The organism is Brevibacillus sp. NPDC058079 (assembly GCF_042885155.1).
Taxonomy (GTDB): Bacteria; Bacillota; Bacilli; order Brevibacillales; family Brevibacillaceae; genus Brevibacillus.
The window spans coordinates 694,902-714,845 of sequence record NZ_JBHVSO010000001.1 but is presented as its reverse complement, the minus strand read 5'-3'; the positions used below and the strand labels follow the sequence as shown (position 1 = coordinate 714,845).

Annotated in this window: 19 protein-coding genes; 3 read left to right on the top strand and 16 right to left on the bottom strand. The window is 47.7% G+C overall.

The window, feature by feature from the left end; all coding sequences use genetic code 11:
- Window positions 1–6: 6 nt before the first annotated feature.
- The gene (locus ACFVS2_RS03575; protein ID WP_390230988.1) at window positions 7–990 is read right to left on the bottom strand and encodes an alpha-ketoacid dehydrogenase subunit beta; all 984 of its coding nucleotides are present in this window, start codon (window positions 988–990) and stop codon (window positions 7–9) included.
- A complete protein-coding gene (gene pdhA / locus ACFVS2_RS03570) occupies window positions 987–2,054 on the bottom strand; it encodes a pyruvate dehydrogenase (acetyl-transferring) E1 component subunit alpha (protein WP_390230985.1) in 1,068 nt (355 codons plus the stop codon). The genes ACFVS2_RS03575 and pdhA overlap by 4 nt, the downstream gene beginning before the upstream one ends.
- 231 nt (window positions 2,055–2,285) lie before the next feature.
- Between pdhA and ACFVS2_RS03565 the strand changes: the two genes are divergently transcribed.
- Window positions 2,286–3,695, top strand: a complete 1,410-nt coding sequence (locus ACFVS2_RS03565; protein ID WP_390230982.1) for a sigma-54 interaction domain-containing protein — start codon at window positions 2,286–2,288, stop codon at window positions 3,693–3,695.
- Between the two features lie 78 nt (window positions 3,696–3,773).
- Here ACFVS2_RS03565 and ACFVS2_RS03560 read toward each other — a convergent pair whose 3' ends face one another.
- The 7 genes from ACFVS2_RS03560 to ACFVS2_RS03530 all read right to left on the bottom strand — a co-directional run bounded on the left by ACFVS2_RS03560 (window position 3,774) and on the right by ACFVS2_RS03530 (window position 10,996).
- On the bottom strand, window positions 3,774–4,265 hold the full coding sequence (locus ACFVS2_RS03560; protein WP_390230979.1) for an SRPBCC family protein: 492 nt from the start codon (window positions 4,263–4,265) through the stop codon (window positions 3,774–3,776).
- A gap of 20 nt (window positions 4,266–4,285) precedes the next feature.
- Entirely contained in the window at window positions 4,286–5,113 is an 828-nt protein-coding gene (locus ACFVS2_RS03555; RefSeq protein ID WP_390230976.1) for a carbohydrate ABC transporter permease, read from the bottom strand.
- A 12-nt stretch (window positions 5,114–5,125) separates the two neighbouring features.
- Window positions 5,126–6,436, bottom strand: coding sequence for a carbohydrate ABC transporter permease (locus tag ACFVS2_RS03550; RefSeq protein WP_390230973.1), 1,311 nt, complete (start codon window positions 6,434–6,436; stop codon window positions 5,126–5,128).
- Between the two features lie 109 nt (window positions 6,437–6,545).
- Entirely contained in the window at window positions 6,546–7,883 is a 1,338-nt protein-coding gene (locus ACFVS2_RS03545) for an extracellular solute-binding protein (protein WP_390230970.1), read from the bottom strand.
- Window positions 7,884–7,906: 23 nt separating this feature from the next.
- Complete coding sequence (locus ACFVS2_RS03540; protein WP_390230967.1) at window positions 7,907–8,965, bottom strand: Gfo/Idh/MocA family protein; 1,059 nt, start codon at window positions 8,963–8,965, stop codon at window positions 7,907–7,909.
- A gap of 11 nt (window positions 8,966–8,976) precedes the next feature.
- Window positions 8,977–9,945 (bottom strand): sugar phosphate isomerase/epimerase family protein, encoded by a 969-nt coding sequence (locus ACFVS2_RS03535; RefSeq protein ID WP_390230965.1) that lies wholly within the window; start codon window positions 9,943–9,945, stop codon window positions 8,977–8,979.
- Between the two features lie 64 nt (window positions 9,946–10,009).
- Window positions 10,010–10,996, bottom strand: coding sequence for a substrate-binding domain-containing protein (locus ACFVS2_RS03530; RefSeq protein ID WP_390232392.1), 987 nt, complete (start codon window positions 10,994–10,996; stop codon window positions 10,010–10,012).
- A 189-nt stretch (window positions 10,997–11,185) separates the two neighbouring features.
- On the opposite strand from ACFVS2_RS03530, the gene ACFVS2_RS03525 reads away from it, so the two are divergent.
- The gene (locus tag ACFVS2_RS03525) at window positions 11,186–12,082 is read left to right on the top strand and encodes an NAD-dependent epimerase/dehydratase family protein (protein WP_390230962.1); all 897 of its coding nucleotides are present in this window, start codon (window positions 11,186–11,188) and stop codon (window positions 12,080–12,082) included.
- Window positions 12,083–12,094: 12 nt separating this feature from the next.
- On the opposite strand, the gene ACFVS2_RS03520 is transcribed toward ACFVS2_RS03525, so the two are convergent.
- The 7 genes from ACFVS2_RS03520 to ACFVS2_RS03490 form a co-directional block, all read right to left on the bottom strand.
- Window positions 12,095–12,583 carry a MarR family winged helix-turn-helix transcriptional regulator gene (locus ACFVS2_RS03520; protein ID WP_390230959.1) on the bottom strand — a complete coding sequence of 163 codons (489 nt, stop codon included), beginning with the start codon at window positions 12,581–12,583 and terminating at the stop codon, window positions 12,095–12,097.
- Between the two features lie 146 nt (window positions 12,584–12,729).
- Window positions 12,730–14,067: a serine hydroxymethyltransferase gene (locus ACFVS2_RS03515; protein ID WP_390230956.1), complete on the bottom strand. Its 1,338-nt coding sequence runs from the start codon at window positions 14,065–14,067 to the stop codon at window positions 12,730–12,732.
- Window positions 14,068–14,078: 11 nt separating this feature from the next.
- Entirely contained in the window at window positions 14,079–14,741 is a 663-nt protein-coding gene (locus ACFVS2_RS03510) for a GntR family transcriptional regulator (protein ID WP_390230953.1), read from the bottom strand.
- Window positions 14,742–14,956: 215 nt separating this feature from the next.
- Window positions 14,957–15,556 carry a TetR/AcrR family transcriptional regulator gene (locus ACFVS2_RS03505; RefSeq protein ID WP_390230950.1) on the bottom strand — a complete coding sequence of 200 codons (600 nt, stop codon included), beginning with the start codon at window positions 15,554–15,556 and terminating at the stop codon, window positions 14,957–14,959.
- A 7-nt stretch (window positions 15,557–15,563) separates the two neighbouring features.
- Window positions 15,564–16,313, bottom strand: coding sequence for an alpha/beta fold hydrolase (locus ACFVS2_RS03500; protein WP_390230947.1), 750 nt, complete (start codon window positions 16,311–16,313; stop codon window positions 15,564–15,566).
- A gap of 151 nt (window positions 16,314–16,464) precedes the next feature.
- On the bottom strand, window positions 16,465–17,397 hold the full coding sequence (locus ACFVS2_RS03495; protein ID WP_390230944.1) for a response regulator: 933 nt from the start codon (window positions 17,395–17,397) through the stop codon (window positions 16,465–16,467).
- 4 nt (window positions 17,398–17,401) lie between these two features.
- Entirely contained in the window at window positions 17,402–18,664 is a 1,263-nt protein-coding gene (locus ACFVS2_RS03490) for an ATP-binding protein (RefSeq protein WP_390232389.1), read from the bottom strand.
- A 267-nt stretch (window positions 18,665–18,931) separates the two neighbouring features.
- On the opposite strand from ACFVS2_RS03490, the gene ACFVS2_RS03485 reads away from it, so the two are divergent.
- Window positions 18,932–19,909 carry a glutaminase gene (locus ACFVS2_RS03485; RefSeq protein ID WP_035291144.1) on the top strand — a complete coding sequence of 326 codons (978 nt, stop codon included), beginning with the start codon at window positions 18,932–18,934 and terminating at the stop codon, window positions 19,907–19,909.
- The last annotated feature ends 35 nt before the right edge of the window (window positions 19,910–19,944 follow it).

Below are 19,944 nucleotides of genomic sequence, written 5' to 3'. Positions count from 1 at the left end.
CTTCTCTTAAAACGTAGCCGTTTCCATAATTCCGTCCTTCACACGTTCAGCCGTTGGCAAGTAGTCATCCTCGATGCTAAATTGCGGGACGGGCACGTCATATCCGGTAATCCGTTTCACGGGAGCCTTCATGTAGATCAATGCTTCATCATTGATTATGGAGATGATCTCTGCACCCAACCCAGCAGTCTTATGCGCTTCGTGTACGACAACTGCACGTCCCGTCTTTTTGACCGAGGCTATGATCGTATCCCGATCCAATGGATAGAGCGTGCGCAGATCAATGACTTCACAGCTCAAGCCGTTTTCACGCTCGATTTGTTTCGCAGCATCCTCTGCGACACGAAGCATCGCTCCCCAAGCAAAAATGGATACATCTGAGCCTTCCTGCACGACCTTCGCTTTTCCGATGGGCACACGATACATTTCTTCCGGAACCTCTTGTTTAAATGCGCGATAGAGCTTGGTCGGCTCCAAAAAAATGACTGGGTCAGGATCTTCCATCGCTGCAATCAGCAAGCCTTTTGCATCATAAGGTGTGCTTGGTGCCACAACCTTTAAGCCAGGGACATGGGCAAAAAACGTTTCGACACTCTCCGAATGCAGCTCAGGACCGCGAATCCCTGCCCCGTACGGCGTGCGTATGACCATTGGTACATGATACTGTCCGCGTGTCCGATAGCGCATGCGCGCAGCATGAGAAACAATTTGTTCAAAGCCCGGATAAATAAAGGCCAGGAATTGAATCTCGACCACAGGAATTTTTCCGTTCATAGCAAGACCAATTGCCGCCCCGATGATTCCCGCCTCCGCTAGCGGCGTGTCCACTACACGGTCTGGACCGTATTTGTGAATCAAATCTTCGGTCGCCCGGAACACGCCACCATTCACGCCGATATCCTCGCCGAGCAGCATTATGCGTGAATCATCTGCCAATTTTTGATCCATGGCCTCCGTGATTGCTTGAATCATCGTCAGTTTGCGTTTCATGCTGGGATTCCCTCCTGCTTCGATGGCTTGACGAGCTCGCTCTCCTGCTCCGTTGCCATCCACGATGGTTCAGCGTAGACGTGCTTGAACATGTCTTCCGGTTTGGACTTCGGATAGCTCTCTGCTTCGACAAGAGCTGTGTCGATCTGTTCATTCACCCGTGCAACCAGCTCTGTTTCCTTCGTTTCATTCCACAACCCTTGATTCTCCAGATACACACGTAACCTTTGGAGTGGATCGCGTTCTTGACGCCATTCCTCTGACAAGCTCTCTTGATCGCGGTATTTCTTCGGATCATCTGCGGTTGTGTGTGCACCATAGCGGAATGTGACCGCTTCGATTAATGTCGGTCCCTTACCTTCTAACCCACGTTGCATAGCTTCTTTCATGGTCAGCCAAACAGCGAAGATATCATTGCCGTCTATCCGAACCCCAGGGATGTCATAAGCAGCCGACCGTTGTGCAATCGTTTTCGATGCAGACTGCTGTGAAAACGGAACGCTGATCGCGAAGCCATTGTTTTGACAGAAGAAGATGGTCGGTGTTTGAAACACGCCTGCAAAATTCAATGCCTCATGAAAATCGCCTTCTGAGCTTGCCCCGTCACCAAAGTAGGCGATACTGACATGCTTTTCGTTTTGCAGCTTGCTCGCCCAAGCAGTCCCTACCGCATGAACCATTTGAGTAGCGATCGGTACACATGGCGGCATGATGTTCAAATGTTTCGGGCTGATACTTCCTTCCATGTGGCCCATCCAATAGAGGAACACCCGTGCCATGGATTGACCATGGACGATCGCTGCCGCATGGTCTCGGTAGGTTGGGAAAAGCCAATCTCCAGGTGTTAATGCCATCGCGCTGCCTACTTGCGAAGCTTCCTGCCCTTCAAAGGGAGCATACGTGCCCATTCTTCCTTGTCGTTGCAGGTTAATAGACTTGCGGTCAAACTGGCGAACCAGCACCATATTTTCATACATCTTGATCATCGTCGCCTCGTCCAATCGCCCCTTGAGATCGCCTACCAGCTCACCCGCTGGACTCAATACCTGATATAATGAAGACATGGAAACATCCCTCTCTTTTTCAATGAAAAACACCGCGGTGTCTTTCGATAATGTGGTTCTGCTCGTCTTGCTTCTGCTTTCATCCCTATAGAAAAGCAAGTAGCATGCCAAACAATTGAAAGCGATTTCACAACAAAACAATTCGAAAATGATCATTTTTGCATATGCATTATTGCACATAGATGATTAATTCTGATTATTCCGTTTACAAGCCTACTGAGGAGGACTCCGATGTATCAAACCAAGTATTTCCAGACCAGTGACAATCATGAGCTTGCTAAATTGCTGACAACCATCTTCAGTACGTCCCACGATGGATTGGCGATCTGTGACCGTAACGGCTACGTCCTGCTTTACAACGAGGCGTACTTGAACATCACGGGAGTTCCCGCCGACATCTTGAACAATTTTAGCTTTATGGAGCAAAAAGAAATGCATCTGGTTCCTGATTCTTCAGCTGTACGTACGATTTTGACAAAACAAACGCATAGTGTCGTGATCGATTATGCGAACGGTCGGCAAGCGATCAATACGGCTACCCCGCTGCTCGATCCAAACAAGGAATTATTGTTCGTGGTGGGAAATGTGCGTGACGTCACGGAGCTGAATCAGCTTCAGAAGGAGCTGGAGGAAACACGTCAAATCAGTTCGGCGTATCAAAGGGCTTTGGAGCATATCCAAACCGATGGTGACTTTGACGAGCAGATTATTTATCGTAGTGGACTCATGCATCGAATAGCTTCACTCGCCAAACGCTTTGCGACCAACGACTCCCCCGTCCTTTTGCTAGGCGAGTCTGGTGTCGGTAAGGATGTCATAGCGAACTACATTCACGCCCAAAGCGGACGTACAGGGGGCTTCATTAAGATTAACTGTGGGGCTATTCCCGAGCATTTACTCGAGTCCGAATTGTTTGGATATGAGAAAGGCGCCTTTACGGGGGCAAGTCAATCGAAGGAGGGATTGTTTGAGCTAGCGGATCGAGGAACCATTTTTCTCGATGAGATTGGAGACCTCCCTTTTCCTTTACAGGTGAAGCTCTTGAATGTGTTACAGGATGGACGGATTCGCAGACTCGGGGGAAAAACATCGCGTCAGGTTAATATGCGTATCATCGCTGCCACCAATAGCGACTTGGAAGCGATGGTCGAACAAAAACGGTTTCGACAGGATCTGTTCTACCGGCTAAACGTACTTGCCCTCACCATTCCCCCCTTGCGTGAGCGCCGCGAGGATATTCCGGCTCTTATTTTCTACTATTTGAAAAAGCTCGAATGGAAGTACCAGCAAGAAATGCGCATCGAAACAGATGCGTTGGAGGCGCTGATGGATTATGATTGGCCAGGGAATACACGTGAGCTGAAAAATGTGGTGGAACGCTCTTTCCACATGTGTGAAAATGGGCGAATTACATTTGATCAGTTGCCGGCGTCCATTCGCAATACTCAGCAGACAGCCCTGCCGCTCCACCTAGCCAAAATGGATGAGCTGTTGCCGTTAAAAGAGGCGGTCGAACGGTTTGAACGTGCGTATATCCAACGACTTTTAATAGAGACAGACACCATGCAGCAGTGTGCGGATAAGCTGCAAGTGAACATATCCACGCTCGTGCGAAAAAAACGCAGCCTCGGAATTAAATAATGCAATAGTAAAAGCCCGATACACTTAAGTTCGGGCTTTCTCGTTATTTCAGAGTATGATCTCGCAAACATCCGGGGGCTATCTCACAAGCCCTTCTCTTAATGTGTTGATCCCATGCTCCAGATACCCCTTCAAACAGCTTAAGACGTAAACCCAGCCTTCTTTATTGTCGACCATTTTTTGTACGAGCGCAGGATCATTTTCTTGAAAACCCTCTTCGTTCACTTCAATGATCGTCGTGTCTTCATCCAACTCTTTTAACGTAATCGTTACGGTATTTTCTTCTCCAGCCCACTGGAAAAAGATTCGTTTGTTCACTTCGATTTCGTGAACCGTAATCCCTACTTCTGCGTTGTAAATATCGTAGAATAACGTAATGTTCTTCCCTTTTTCCCACCTTGCCGAGCTGGAAGAGAACCAGAAGTTGCCGATTTTCGCCGGGTCCACGAAAGCTTCGAACACTTCATGGGCAGGCCTGTTCATCTGAAATTTTGTAAGATTATTCATGCGTCCGTCAACTCTCTTTCTGATTGCTGTTTCCACCGTATCATAATCACATTTGCGAGACAAACGCTAGAATGAATCCCCTTTTATTCTTTTACTGCCCCAGAAGTCAATCCTGAGATAATCCGCTTCTGGAAAATCAATACCATCCACACGAGCGGGATCGTCACGATGATAGAGGCCGCAGATATTTCTCCCCATGGGATTGTAAACATTCCCTGAAACATAACGATTCCCACAGGTACAGTCTTCATCGCTTCCTGTGTATTCAACGTCAAGGCGAACAAAAATTCGTTCCACGCTGCTATAAAAATGAGAATGGCCGTCGTAAAAACCCCAGGCATGGCGAGTGGGAAAAACACTTTGGTCATCGTCTGCCAAATGCTCGCGCCGTCTACTTTGGCTGCTTCGCCCAAATCACTCGGTATTTTGCGGAAAAAGATGGTCAGATTCCAGATCGCAAGCGGCAGCGCAAAAGTTGTATAAGGAATGATCAGACCTATGTAGCTGTTCGTTAAGCCCATCGATTGCATGAACATAAAAATAGGTGAAATGGTAGCAATCTGCGGAAACATGGACACAGCCAGTACGACACCCAAAATAATCGTTTTTCCCCGAAAGGACAGCCAGGCAATCGCATATGCAGCAAAAGAAGCGATCGTAATGGAGTAGAGCGTGGTTAACGTCGCCACGACAGTTGAATTCCACAAGTACCGGGCAAATGGTCTTTCCGTGAAGACGCGGATAAAGTTGTCAAACGAAGGATTTTGGATGATAAAATGAAAGGCTCGCTCTCCAAACAGCTCCGCTGGTGGCTTCAATGCTGCGAGGAGAATCCATAAAAACGGGAACATCACAAGAAAAACAAATAGAAGTAGACCCACGTAAAACAAGGGACCCGTATGTTTGCGCATCCAATCACCTCCTTATTTGCCACTGCCATCGCTCAGCAGATCAGCTCCCAATATTTTGACATAGCCGATAGAGATCAATGCCACACACAAAAAGACAATGACTGCGAGCGCGGAGCCTTCCCCAAAGCTCATTTGAGCAAACATCGTTTTATACGCGTAGATGGAAATGGTCTCGGTCGAGTTCCCAGGTGCCCCACCTGTCAGCGTGTAAACCAAATCAAATACACGGAATGCATCAAGTGTACGGAACAATAACGCCACCAGAATGGTTGATTTCAGCATCGGAAGCGTAATACGAAAAAATTGCTGGGTGCGGGTGGCACCGTCCACAGAAGCTGCTTCATACAAGCTTTGCGGGATCGTTTGCAGGCCTGCGAATAAGAGCAAAGCCATGAATGGCGTCGTCTTCCACACATCTGCCAAAATGACGGAAAACATGGCTCCAGCCTTTGTCGTCAGGAGCATCCCCATATCTGAGATCAACCCTGCCTGCTCAAAAAGATAGGCCACGATGCCATTTTGCCCGTCGTACAAAAACTTCCACATCATCGCGGAAATCACAGTCGGAATCGCCCACGGTATTAACACGGTTGCTCGAACAAGACTCCTTCCACGAAAAGGTCGATTGATCAACAATGCAATCAAGATGCCGAGCACCAATTCAATGGCAACGGAGATAACGGTAAAAAACGCCGTATTGTACAGAGACTCCCACATCCGAGCGTCCGTTAAAAACTTCTTGTAGTAGGCAAAACCAACAAAGTTGGGCTCGATAATCGAAGCTTCAATGCCTTGGATCACGCCAAGTGCACCCTCTGGCTTCGAAAGCAGCTTTTGTTCACTCATTTGCAAAAGGACTGCTCTGACTTCTGCCAAGCTGGTTTTGATTGAATCTGTTTGTTCATTCGAGAGGCTCACATATTTGAGTTCTGTGGGGACTGGTTTAAAGTCCAGCAATAGCTGGTCGATCATTTGGTATCTGCTCGCGATCTCGCCTGTTTGGTTGAGGGAAGTGTTCATTTGTTCGATTTGCGCTTGGAGCGCATTCAATTTTTCCTTTGATGACCCTTCGGCAGACTCTGCCTCCCTCTTCACATACCGAAGCAGATTGGGTAACGTGCTGACGTAGCGCTCCATATCTAGTCCGTATGTAGAGTGAATCTCTGATTTCGTCGGGTCGTTCAACCGGATATCGTGTAGACTGATCCAAAAGGATCGCATGACAGGCCAAATCGCGATAATAAGTATGATGAGCAGTGCAGGAAAAATCAGCAAATACCCCATCTGTTTTTCTGAGAGAGACATTTTGGATGATCGATTCATCCGTTCACCACCTTCCTTCCCGCTAGAAGCTTGCTTGTGCTTGCCAGATCGTAGTGCAATTTCCAAGGAAGCTGATTAGACTCCCTTGGAAGCCCCACGTTTTTCCAGCTTATTTTTTCATCAAGTCGTTCATCTGCGTTTCCATGTTTTGCACTGCTTGCTCAGCTGTTTGCTGCCCTGCGAGCGCTTTGGACACTTCGATCTGGATCACTTCCGAAATTTTTGGATAGATCGGAGTCGTTGGACGAGATACAGCAGCGCTTACGCCATCGACGAAATCTTTGTTGGCAAACAACGGACTGGCTTTTTGAACATCAGCATCATCGTAGGCTGGCAGGTAGGTTGGAGCGAGCCCACCTTCTACCGCGGATATTTTCTGACCCTCTGGACCTGTCATGAATTTGAGGAATTCCCATGCTTCTTTTGGGTGCTTCGAGAACTTGTTGATTCCGCCCATCCAACCGCCGAGTGCTGCTGCGGAGCCTGCATCGCCTGCTGGCAGTGGAGCGATCGCGACTTGATCGACGATTTTCGACTGAGCCTGATCCTGCGCTAACGCGAACTGATACGGCCAGTTGCGGATAAAAGGTGCCTGCCCCTCGAGGAATGCCGTATGTGATTCCGGCTCCATGAATGTGGTGATATTGGTTGGGACAAAATCGGATTTGACGACCTCGATCATTTTTTTCAATCCTTTGATCGTAGCTGGATTGTTGACCGCTACTTTGCCTTGTTCATCTAAAATTTTTCCACCGTACGATGCACTGAACTCGACAAAGTTACAAACCAATCCTTCATATTGCTTGGCTTGCATCAAGTAACCAAACTTCGTGCCGCCCTTACCCTTCGTTGCTTTTGCTTGGGCAATCAAGTCATCCCACGTCTTTGGAGCTTCGGTTACAAGATCTTTGCGGTAGAACAAGAGACCCGCGTCGATAAACTTGGGCATAGTCCATTGCTGACCGCCAAAGTTCCCTGCATCCATGGCCCCTTTGATATATTTTCCGGTTTCGACTCCATCTTGTTCCATCAGGCGGTCGAGCGGCAGGAGATAACCCGCTTGTGCGAATTCAGCCGGCCAAATGACATCGAGGTCAAACACGTCGATCTCGGACGACTGTGCACTGAACATCGTGACGTACTGGTCATGGCTTTGTCCTGTATCCGCAGGCATTTCGCGAATCTCTATCTCGATGTTTGGATTTGCTTTTTGGAATGCCTCCACGAGCTTGACAGTGGAATCTGTTAAGTCTTTGCCCCGTGCGTAGACGAGCTTGATTTTCTCTGCTGGTTGCTGTGCTGGCTCTGTTTTGGGTGCGGTTGGTGTTGCAGGCTGTGATGGGGTTGTATCTGTAGAGGCTTGCTGAGGTGTGGAAGAACATGCTACCAATGAAAAGGCCATTAATAAGGTAAGTCCAACGGATGTAAGTCTTTTCGCAACTTTCATCTAAGTAACCCCCTATGCTCATGTTATAAACGGACTGCTTCACCTTTTTGTGCGGATGTGTAGATGGCTTCGATCAATCTGTTGATGTACAAGGCTTGTTCCGGTGTGCAGAGAATCTCTGCCTTCCCTTCGATGGCGTCGATGAAATTACGGAATAAGAGTACGCGTTCTTTTTGAGGTTTTGGTGTTAATTCTGTCGAGGCAGCTACGCCGTTCCATTCGTGGTAAAGCGTGAACTGGTTCTCCAATAAACGAATGGATGCCCCACCCTCTTGTCCATATAGTTGAAGGAAAACGTTTTCCTCTTCGATGTGAGAAGCCCAGCTTGCATCGAGCGTAAGCGACAATCCATTTTCAAAGGTGATCATCGCCACTGCCATATCTTCCACGTCAAACTTCCCGCTATCATCGATCCTGCCCCACTCTGACAAGCCGCGTTTGTGAGGCCCGAATTGCGCGTACGTTTGCCCGAGGACGGATACTGGCTTTGGATGGTCCAAGAGCCATAAGGTCAAATCGAGCATATGTACGCCGATATCAATCAACGGACCCCCGCCTGCCCATTCTTTTTGCGTAAACCAGCTCCCCCATCCTGGAATCCCATTTCGTCTGACCCAACCGGTTTTGGCGTGATAAATATTTCCCAGCTTTCCTTCCTTCAGCCATGTTTTGACTTGCAGGGAATCGCTACGGAATCGGTTGTTTTGTGCTACCATGAGGATTTTGTCTGCTTTCTTCGCGGCTTCGATCATTTCTTCTGCTTCCTGGGCATTCATCGCCATCGGCTTTTCGCACAGCAAGTGCTTACCTGCTGCAAGCGCACTTTTGGTTGCTTCTGCATGCAAGTAGTTCGGGACACAAACAATGATCGCGTCTGTATCAGACTCTTGAAGCATCGTCTCGTATTCGGTGAAAACCTGCGGAATGTCATGCCGTTTCGCACGATAGGAAGCCATTTCTGCGGAAATATCTGCAATGGCAACTACCTCTGCTCGCGGCTCTTCCTTGATCGCCTCCAAGTGTGCTTCTGTAATCCCCCCTGCACCGATGATTCCGATTTTCCATTTGCGTTGATTCGTCATTTTCTCCCCTCCTACACCCACCATAGATTCTGGACTGGTTCCCGCAAGATGACTTGCTGCAGGTTTTGAACAGCGCGCTGAAAGCCTTCCTCAATCGACATGATGGCATCCTCGTGCTCGATGCTCACGACATGATCGTATCCATTCATGCGCAGTGCGCTCATCATATCCGCCCACGTCTGCTGTGAATGCCCATAGCCTACGGTTCGGAAATACCAAGCACGTTCATGTAGATTGGCGTAGGAATTCATATCTGTCAGCCCGTACATGTTCACTTTTTCCTGGTCAATATACGTGTCTTTGGCATGGAAATGATAGATGGCTTTTTCTTTGCCCAAGATTTTGATCGCAGCTACCGGATCAATCCCTTGCCACCACATGTGACTTGGATCGAAGTTTGCCCCAATCCCCTCGCCTACCTGTTCCCGCAGTTTTAGTAGCGTCCCTGGTGTGTGAACGAGAAAGCCGCCATGCAGTTCCAATGCAACCTTGACATGGTGCTCAGTCGCATACGCAGTCCATTCGCGCCAGTACGGGATGAGCTTCTCGTTCCATTGCCAATGGAGCACGTCTCGATACTCATTGGGCCAAGGAGCAACGGGCCAGCTCGGGTACTTCGCTCCTTCGTGGTCGCCTGCCGTGCCAGAAAAGCAATTGACCACAGGCACCTCCAGCATCTCGGCTAGCTGTACCGTTTTCACAAACGTATCGTGGGACTGATGCGCAAAGCTTTTATCTGGTGTCAACGGGTTGCCGTGACAACTGAGCGCGCTGATTATCAATCCCCGATCCTCTACTGCTTTTTTGTACGCTCGTCTTTTTTCCGGGCTTTCCAACAGCTCATCGAGATTGCAGTGCGAATTGCCCGGATAGCAGCCTGTGCCGATTTCCACGGCCTCCAAACCTGCTGCCTTCACATGATCCAGCATTTCTTCGAACGACTTCTCGCTAAAAAGAACGGTAAATACGCCAAGCTTCATATTTCTTCACCCCTTTTGAATGCATAAACTCGTTTGCTTCCTCTATATGGTAAGACTTGTTACCTCACTCCAGTAAAGCGCTTACAGTTTGGCGTATCACGAGATGGTGTGGAACTGTGCTCATTCTCTCTACGGGTTCATTGCGGATTTGTCTGAGTAACTGCTCTGCTGCGGCTTTTCCGTACATGAACGGGTCATTGTGTACGGTGGTGAGCATGGGGCGGGAAAGTGAGGCAAGCTCCAAATTGTCGAAGCCCATGACGGAGATGTCTTCTGGTACACGAATGCCATGGTCGTACAAGTAATTGAGGACGCCAACCGCCATCAGGTCTGTTGCGACAAAAACGGCTGTCGGACGAATTTTTTCTTCACAAATACGGCGCATGGCTTCGTAACCGCTCTTGGCTGTGAATTCTCCTTCTACGACGAATCCTTCATGGATGAGCAAATCATGTGCCCGCATGGCTTTTCGGTAACCGCCCATGCGATCCAGACCGCACGGCGGGTCCCACAATGGACCAGATATACACGCGATTTTTGTATGACCTTGCGAGATGAGATAGGCAGTAGCATCATAGGAGGCTTGCACGTTGTTGACGTTGACAGTCGGAATCTGATAGCCGGGCAAATCGTGGCCGGTAACAACAAGGGGAACCTGAATCTCTTGTAGCGTCTGGATATTGCCCTCCAAAAAATGAATACTCGCGATAATGACACCATCGATTTGTTTTTCTTTGAACAGTCGCAAGTACTTCAGCTCTTTGTCCACCACTTCATCGGATATCGCCAAGAACATGCTGTAGTCGTACTCGCTAATGACGCTGTCAATTCCGTAAATGAGATTGGAGTAAAAATTGTTGGAGATATCGGGAATCATCACCCCGATGATGCGGGTTTCCTTGCTAACCAAGCTCCTGGCAATCGCGTTCGGCTGAAAGCCCGTCTCTTGCACGATTTTCAAGACTCTTTCTCGCAGCTCTGGTCGGACTGGCTTGGAATTGTTCAGTACGCGCGAAACAGTCGCGATGGAAACGTTGGCGAGTTGTGCGATGTCTTTAATGGTTACAGTAATGGTTCTTCACTCACTTTCTATGTAACGGGTAAACGTTTTCCTAATGTGAAAATAACACCCAGTTTTTGTTTTGTCAATATTCAGTTAATTATAAACACTGTTGACTTTGCAAAATGATTATTAAATAATTTAGTTAGTAAATTAATTATATATGAAGGAGGTTTTGTCATGAATGTTTTCCTTACAGGCATAACAGGGTATGTCGGGTCTGTAGTCGCCGAGCATTTTCAGTCTCTGGGGCATCAGGTTGCTGGACTTGTTCGATCAGAAGAGAAAGCGGAGCTGTTGCTCTCACAAGGGTTCACCCCTATTGTTGGTGATCTTGCGGATACCACACTGCTAACAGAAAGTGTTAAAAAATTCGATGGTGTCATTCATATGGCGATCTCGCACACACCTGATATGGAAAAACTGGATGTAGCAGCGGTTCAAGCAATGCTGGATGGTTTGGAAGATACTGGGAAGCCATTCATTTATACGAGTGGAACGCTGATCTATAACGATACGTACGACAATGTGGTGGATGAGAACTCCCCTCTCAACCCTTTGCCTTTTCTCCAATGGAAAGCGAACCAGGAGCAGGAAGTTTTAGGAGCAGCTAAGCGCACTATTCGTACGATCGTCATACGTCCTACACTTGTATACGGTCGAGGTGGTGGACTCGTCCAAGCAACGATTCAAAGGACGAAGCTATCTCAATCAGCCAACTATATCGATGACGGACAAACAGCATGGTCTACTATCGCTGTTGATGACTTGGCTAGACTTTACGAATGCGCTTTTTTACGAGCACAGCCAGGATCATTATTCAATGCAACTTCCAAGGAAATAATCACGACGAAAGAGCTCATGACTTCGATTGCCAAAATAGCTGGGGTAGAAAAAGTGGAATCATGGAGCTATGAGGATGCGACCAAAGCATTAGGGCCAGCCGCTTGGGGGGCGAGCATCAACCAGAGGATATCTGGATTGCGTGCGGAACAACAGCTACAATGGAGCCCCTCTGCGAACTCGCTCCTCAAAGAGCTGGAGCAAGGTTCTTATCAAAACAATAAAAAACCATAGTCCATCATCGAACTATGGTCGTGCTTCATCGTTATCCTGATAAGTATGCAGGAATCTGATTGATTTCGTTAATATCCGTATGAGTGCCTGCGCATCATCCGTACCAAGATGCTCATGCAATTGCTGAAAACGATTAAACAGTTCTTGTTCTCTCGCTGCCACAAATTCAAATCCCTCTTTCGTAGGGGCTACGAGAATAGAGCGTCGATCCTTTGGGCCTACGGTACGGGTGATAAACCCAAGCTGTTCGAGTGATTGAATGACATGCGTCACGGCTGCTGACGTTATTTTCAACTGCTTGCCTAGCTCGGAAACTCTGATGCCGTTCGAGCCTGGCGGACTTACGTAGGTCAAGTGAACAAGCAAATTCAATTCGCTCTGACGGAGGTCTTTCGAAGGACTGAAAACATGTCCGATCCGCTTTAACTGACCAAATGCGAGAGCCAGCTCTTTCGTCGTTTGATCAATGGTAACATCCGAGTTTGTATGGTCTGTACTCATCCGTTTAGACTCCCATTCTTTGATGGTATCCATCGATTATTTACGAAATGAAATGACATTGTCAAGAATGAGAGTCCACTTACGACTCGAAAAATCACCGTATGCCAAGTTTTGAACTCCGGCATACGGTGTTTATCCTACCTACTCTATTCTGGGAAGCAGAACTGCATCTTGCTAAACGATCTGCGCAATTCGATCACCTTAGACTGGACAACCTCGGGCTTTTCCCTACCTGACAACACACTTACAATCAGCTCTGCAATCATGTCCATCTCTTGTTCCTTCATGCCAAAGCGAGTGACTTCTGTCGTCCCGATACGCAGACCGCTTGGGAAGTCCCAATCCTCTGGTCCGTCACCTGGAATCAAATTTTTGTTCGTGATGATATTCGCTTCTGCCAATCGCTTGCCTACCTCGTAACCGCCGCCAAACTCTTTCACGTCCAGAATGACTTGATGTGTACGTGTATAGCCTTTATGCGCGCAAAGCACCCGAATTCCCCGTTCATCGAATGCTTTTCCCAGTGCTTGTGCATTCGTCACAATTTGTGCCATGTATTCCTTGCCAAATGCCAAAAACTCTGCCGCCGCTGCAGCCAATGCCGCTACCCGGTTGACTTGATGTGTTGCGGCAAGTGCTGGGAAGATGGCATCTGTAATCGGTACCGATAGTTCCGGGTCATTCCAGATAATGATACCGCTTTGTGGACCGCTAAACGTTTTCCCAGCCGAGCCGGTCATCACACATGCCCCTTCTCGTAAGGGGTCCTGAAATTGACCGCCACCGATCAACCCCAACTGGTGTGCGCCATCAAAATAAATACGCCCGCCCCATTCTTTCACGATCTCAGCCATTTCTTTCAGTGGAAATGGAAATAAGGTCATGGACGCGCCTAAAGTAACGAGCTTTGGCCTAACTTGCCGTGCGACTTTGGCGAACTCGTCCAGATCAACGGTAAGCTCAACGGGGTCCATTGGCACATCGACAATTTGCAAACCGCGGATGCCAGCAGGCCCGTCCACCCGGTTGCTGGAATGTCCCCCAAACGGTTGTGCGATCGTCATAATCGTATCGCCCGGTTGCGTTAACGACGCGTAGACTGTCATGTTCCCGACCATGCTCGCTACCAATCGATGGTCAGCAAAATTGGCGTGGAATACTTTTTTCAATAGCTCAACACATAACGCTTCGATTTCATCGATATATTTCGTGCCAGCGAACCATCTCTGCGTGCTGCCGATATGTCCCTCCGCAGCGCGAGTACCAACCTCAGAAGCGAGCAGTTGACGTACGATAGGCGTGGTAGGTGCTTCTGGTGCGAGCAAATTCAAGCATTCCTCGCCTCGCCAAATCGCATTGCGGTTTACCGCATTCACAATCTCTTGCTGAATCAGACGGTGTGACGGGCTCTCTTCAATAATGGATCGCGCCCATTGCAAAACACGCGAATCATGTACTTCCCCCTTCAGTTCAACCGTACTCATGCTATTACCCCCTATTCATCATTGGAATGGTCCGTAAGCAATCTGCCAAGGTTGATCCAGTTTTCTTCCATCAAAGAAGAGGCAAGCTGACTGTTGTTGTCTCGAATCGCTTCGATGATTCTGCGGTGCTGTTCTACTGATTCCACCCCTTCTAAGGAACCGAACCGAGCAAATTCCAAACGCCGAATTTTCGGTACAACTCGCTCAAGTGCCAGGTAGATTTCACGATTCCCCGCAGCCTCGAGAATCACGTCGTGAAAGCCATCATCTGCTTCAATCGCTTTGATCACATCTTGCTGTTCGAGTGCGATCTGCAGCTTTTCACTCCACTGCTCCAAACTACGGATAATTTCTGACTCAAATGGCATCGCCAATCGTGCTGCCAACCCGTGCAAGGCCGCAACGACAGGAAAAGCGTGCTTCGCCTCCTTTTCAAGTAAGGGTGTCACCCGTGTTAGAGAGCCGGGAACGGATTCAATAAGGCCTTCGTCCTCCAACCGCTTGAGCGCTTCTCTCACAGGTGTTCGACTCACGCCAAATAAAGCTGCCAATTCGTTGTCGTTGACTCGTTGTCCTGGCTTTAGCTCTAGCATGATGATCGCTTTCTTCAAGCCTTGGTATACCTGTTCGCGTAATGAGGGGCGTTCGATTTGTTTGAGTAGGTTTGTATCCATAAAACCAATATATTGGTTTTATGGATTTCTGTCAATTTTAAATATTTAGATATATCTAGATGGTTTAGTCTTCTTCCGCGTGCATGATTTTGAAAAGCGAATGATTTTCCCCCCTCGAACTATTAGCAGTTATACCAAACGTACAGAAAAAGAGGTTACCCCACCAGTATCATTTACGAATGGGATAGCCTCTTCATTTTTGAACGAACGTAACTCTATGATTCTGCCGGAGGGCTACAATACTCCCGAATCATCTGCTCCTTCATCTCTTCAACCGGAAAGCCTTCTGGATAAGTCCTAATCATCAGCATTGCGCCTTGGAGCGCCGAAGAAAAATAGAGCGATCTCAATCTGGGCTGCTTTACGCCTAACTGTTTGAAGATCCGGCACTGCACTTCAAACTGCCTGCGTGACTCCTCATTTAATTGCTCTCTGTAAGAAGCAAGTACCCGATCATCTTCGGGCTGCGTTTGCAAATTCAAGTAAAAACGATAGACATCTGGTCGCTGGTAGACGTTATCAAGCGCACCGTCGACAATATGGCGCAGCTGTTCGTGCGGCGTTGCAAGCTTCGTAGCAGCCTCCATCACTTCTTTTACTTCCTCGATCCGTATCTGGACCATCGCGGCGAGAAGCTCTTCTTTGCCTTTGTAATAATTGTAAAGCAGTCCCTTCGATATCTGGGCCTGTTTGGCTACATCGTCGATTGAGGTCGCGTGGTAGCCTTTTTTTATGAAAAGCGTCATCGCGGCTGCATGGATTTTGTCTTTTGCAGCTTGGCGAATGCGTTCATTTTCAGCTGGGGTACGGGGCACGGTTCAGTCAATCCTCCAAAAATTCAGTGATAGCGCGAGCGATTTCTTCAGGATGCGTCAACGTTGGTTTATGATCGGCACCCGTTATCTCAATAAACCTTCTCTCTGGTAATACTTCTTTAAAATATTCAGCAATCCGTTTCGCATCTAGGGCATCTTCCTTGCCGATTATCAAGCATGTTTGATTGGCTAATTCTTCGAGCCGCTCAATGGCAGGCGGCTGTGGCCAGACGGACTCCCATGTCGCCCACTCGAATATTTTTGCTAAATTATGCTTCGCCATCTCTACCAGAAGGTCCTTCTGTGGACTTGCCATCACGTGGCGGTACGGGCAGGCGGATAAGGAAAGCTCTACCATACGGTCAACATCCGGTGCTACTTGGATTTTCTCCATCCATTCCGTGAATGGCTGACTCGGTATATACCCTGTCAAATCAGGAGCAATCAGCACGAGCTTACTCACTCGCTGCGGATAAGTCAGCGTAAAATCCGTTGCAATTCGTCCGCCTATTGAGTGCCCTACGAGCGTGGCTTCGTCCAGCTGGAAATGGTCCATGACGGAAAGCAAATCAGCGACGTAGTTGGCTGTCTCTGTTGGAGACGGCGATTTTCCGCATCCGCGTCCGTCGAAAGCGATGACCTGATAATGCTTCGCCAGAATCGGCGCGACATACATCCAATCTCGCAAATCAGCACCGCCACTGTGCAATAGAATGAGTGGTTTTCCTTCCCCTGAAACCTCATAGTACAAATCCATCGGTGATCCCTCCGTGAATTGTAGATTTGGTATATGATCCCAGTTTATTATTGAATGAACGTTTAGTCAATAAAAAACACATTCCCATACAAAACAAAAAGCCCTAATCAACATGATCAGGACTTACCTCTACACGTCAGACACAGGACAATCACGCCTCCGACTGAATGCGCTTCGCCTCAGCATACAGCACTTGAATGAACTTTTTCATATTGATCCGAATATCTGAACCAGGCGATGCAGCATTGCTCTTTAACTCCGCCATCTTCTTCCACACATACGTAAAATCAAAAAACTGTGAAGCGTAATTTTCGAACTTCCAATTCGAGAGGTCCGCAAGCCCAAGTGACGCCAAATGATTCAGCGACTGATAGATCGCTCGACGGACTCTCTGCTCAGAAGCTTTGACAACCTTGGCGACTTGTGGATCGTCCACAGCTACTCCGATCCTGTCCTGTGCTACTGCCACAAAGATCTCTTTCAGAGCTGGGAATCCATTTTTAAACGTATGCGTCTGTTCGTATCCATGCAAGAAGTCCAAAATATCTAACAAGTCATTGCTTCCATTGTCTCCCGCGATACCCAACTCCGTTAACAGAAACTGCCCCGCCTCGCGAAGTGGTTTGCCCTGTGACGGACGAAGTTGTCCGGAAGGCTGCTGGTCCACCTGCATGACTGCATTCAGCGATTTGTGAATGTCCCGTATCGAACGCTCTAGGCGAATTTTCTCGATCACTTTTTGGAGGATCGTTACGACTTCGATCTTGTTTACAGGCTTGATAATGTAGTATTCGCTTCCAAGGGCGTACGCTTGGGCAATCAAGTCTTTCGTTTCTGCCTGAGAAATCATGACGATCTTTCCTGTGAATGTCGGCTTCACTTGGCGAATCGTCTCAATCCCATCCCGGTTGGGCATGAACAAATCGATCAGCAAAATATCTACGTTGCGTGCGGTTAACGTATGTCCGTCTACCATCGAGCCGTCAGCTGCTTCCCCCACGACTTCGCCCAGATTCTCGTCTTCTATGATTTCCGTCAACATGAGACGTACAGCATCATCGTCATCAACTAAATAAAACAGCATCTTCTCACTCTTTCTTCGTTATCGGATCAATTGGTAATCGCATGAGAAATGTTGTCCCCTTCCCATCTACTCCATCCTGTAGGGAGATTTCCCCTTGCCATTGTTCCACCAATTGTTGTACATAAGACAGTCCGATCCCTGTAGAGGGGTTGCCGGTTTGATCGTATTTCGTAGTAAAGCCAGGCTTGAACAGCAAAGCCTTTCGCCGTGGAGGTACTCCCGGTCCGTCATCGTTGATTCTGATTTCCACAAGATCGCCTATCCGATCGATTTCAATGGAAATGGCTCCTGTTTGCTGGATGGCTTCCACGGCATTTGCCACCAGATTATTGATCAGAGAAAGCATCATGAAAACGTGGTAGAGCGGATGTGTGCCCGAAATGGAAGCTGTGATTTGTATGTCCTTCTCCAACAAGGTTGCATACTTCATATTGCTTCGATTGATAATGTCCACGAGCTGATGGATGTCCATGTAATCGGAAATGCTTTCGTCGGATATCAGCTTGTGAAGCCCTGCAAAAATGCGTTGGTTGTCCTTTTTAATCTCGTGAACCTCGCCTGCGACAATCAACGCTCGCTTGGCAAAGCTCTCTACATTCGCTGATACTACCTGTTCCTTATGAAGCTCATGCAAGCCCTGGTATAGCTCGAAAGACTTCATACTAATACTCTCGGCATTTTGTAGTGTTTTTTTCAGATGAATCGATTCCTCATACAGGTTTGAAATCAGCATCAGCATATGCTCGTTCTGTTTTCTTGTCTGTTGCTCCCGCGACTGTGCTTCGTATAGCTTCATCATATTGAGAAAACTAATCACGATAAAGCTGTGGGATAGGGCGATGACGAGCATCTCTTGCACCGCTCCCCAAGTGAGGACAGTATCCAGCAGCACATATTGGGATAGAACCTCTACTAGGTCAGCCAATACCTCGATAACCATTCCCATCAATCCAACCAAAATCGTCCTGTTGTGAAAACGGCGCATTCCGGTTAGATAAAACAGAACAGAATAAGCGAAATAAAAGAAAAAGCTAGAATAATGCGCTTGGAGAGAAGCCTCCCATGCTGTATGATTCCCGGCGATAAGGTCAATCACAATCCGGAAGCATACGACCGTAATCCCCGTCAAAAAGCCAGCGAGAACAGATGGAATTCTTTGAAACAGTAATAAAAAGAAGAAAAAGGTAGGAGCTCCAAAGCTAATGCGAAATGTCTCATTGACGGGATAAAATTTCAACTCTCCTGCCAACGGGACCGTAATCAGCATGAGCGCCAATATATACCAATCTCGTTTTACTTGTGTTTGTACACGCACGCCTTTCACATCCCATGTTGTTTCTTGATGCCCCTATCTATTTTTACCGAGGATAGGCATGTAGGACAAGTCTCAAAAAAAAATGTAACACTCACATGAATCAATCTGTGAGTTTTTGTTTTATTTTGTAGGGTGGTTGTAAAGTGTTCATTATATGTATTTCGCGATGCATGGAAGCGCTTTCTCTTCCTCTTCGCGTAAGAGCAGTGTATTCGATTTTTGGGGGGAAAGGCGTTGATTCAACAGGTTTTACTCGTGGATGAATTACAGCAATGGGTGGAACAATATCGTTCCAAGGCATCTGAAGGAAAATGTGCCAGTTATATCCCTGCTTTGGACAGAACGGATCCGAATCAGTTAGGTATTTGTATCATCGAGCCTACAGGAAAAATGCACACGGCGGGTGACTGGGAAGTTCCTTTCACGATGCAAAGTATTTCCAAAGTAATCAGTTTTATTGCTGCTTGCTGCTACCATGGCATCCCTTACGTGTTGGATCGGGTAGATGTAGAACCGACTGGAGATGCATTCAACTCCATTATCCGTCTGGAAATGAACAAACCAGGTAAGCCTTTTAATCCGATGATCAATGCGGGAGCGATTACGACATCTTCACTCCTCCCTGGTCAAACACCGGATCATAAACTGCGCTACTTGTATGCATTTTTCAGTAAAATTACAGGTGTTACACCCACGGTGAACGAGGAAGTGTTTCTTTCCGAATGGGAAAACTCTCACAGAAACCGGGCACTCGCCCACTATTTAAAGGATACCGGCTATTTAGCGTGCGAAGTGGAGGACGCTTTGGAGGTCTATCTCACCCAATGCTCGATTGAAGTAACCACCGAGCAAATTGCCTTGATCGGTCTCCTTTTGGCACTCGATGGCTACCATCCGATGCGCAACGAACAAGTTCTCCCGAAAGATGTCGTCCGTTTAGCCAAAGCACTGATGCTCACCTGTGGCATGTACGATGCATCGGGCAAATTCGCCGCGAATGTTGGCTTGCCAGCAAAAAGTGGTGTCTCAGGCGGTATCATGACACTGGTTCCTCCTAACCGCAAACCACATTCACCGTTTCAAGATGGTTGTGGAATCGGTATTTTTGGACCTTCTATTGACGGTTGTGGAAACAGTGTAGCGGGCGTTTCTTTGTTAAAACATATGGCTCAGGAATGGGATGTAACGATTTTTTAGAGAATACTAAGGAAAAATTCATAAGAAAATTCGAG

Bases quoted from the DNA above. Each gene is read 5' to 3' on its own strand.
- ACFVS2_RS03535 (WP_390230965.1), bottom strand. From the start codon at position 9,945: ATGAAGCTTGGCGTATTTACCGTTCTTTTTAGCGAGAAGTCGTTCGAA.
- ACFVS2_RS03510 (WP_390230953.1), bottom strand. From the start codon at position 14,741: ATGGATACAAACCTACTCAAACAAATCGAACGCCCCTCATTACGCGAA.
- ACFVS2_RS03515 (WP_390230956.1), bottom strand. From the start codon at position 14,067: ATGAGTACGGTTGAACTGAAGGGGGAAGTACATGATTCGCGTGTTTTG.
- pdhA (WP_390230985.1), bottom strand. From the start codon at position 2,054: ATGTCTTCATTATATCAGGTATTGAGTCCAGCGGGTGAGCTGGTAGGC.
- ACFVS2_RS03520 (WP_390230959.1), bottom strand. From the start codon at position 12,583: ATGAGTACAGACCATACAAACTCGGATGTTACCATTGATCAAACGACG.
- ACFVS2_RS03490 (WP_390232389.1), bottom strand. From the start codon at position 18,664: ATGCTGATTACGGTCCCGTTGGCAGGAGAGTTGAAATTTTATCCCGTC.
- ACFVS2_RS03540 (WP_390230967.1), bottom strand. From the start codon at position 8,965: ATGACGAATCAACGCAAATGGAAAATCGGAATCATCGGTGCAGGGGGG.
- ACFVS2_RS03545 (WP_390230970.1), bottom strand. From the start codon at position 7,883: ATGAAAGTTGCGAAAAGACTTACATCCGTTGGACTTACCTTATTAATG.
- ACFVS2_RS03550 (WP_390230973.1), bottom strand. From the start codon at position 6,436: ATGAATCGATCATCCAAAATGTCTCTCTCAGAAAAACAGATGGGGTAT.
- ACFVS2_RS03525 (WP_390230962.1), top strand. From the start codon at position 11,186: ATGAATGTTTTCCTTACAGGCATAACAGGGTATGTCGGGTCTGTAGTC.
- ACFVS2_RS03495 (WP_390230944.1), bottom strand. From the start codon at position 17,397: ATGCTGTTTTATTTAGTTGATGACGATGATGCTGTACGTCTCATGTTG.
- ACFVS2_RS03555 (WP_390230976.1), bottom strand. From the start codon at position 5,113: ATGCGCAAACATACGGGTCCCTTGTTTTACGTGGGTCTACTTCTATTT.
- ACFVS2_RS03565 (WP_390230982.1), top strand. From the start codon at position 2,286: ATGTATCAAACCAAGTATTTCCAGACCAGTGACAATCATGAGCTTGCT.
- ACFVS2_RS03575 (WP_390230988.1), bottom strand. From the start codon at position 990: ATGAAACGCAAACTGACGATGATTCAAGCAATCACGGAGGCCATGGAT.
- ACFVS2_RS03500 (WP_390230947.1), bottom strand. From the start codon at position 16,313: ATGGATTTGTACTATGAGGTTTCAGGGGAAGGAAAACCACTCATTCTA.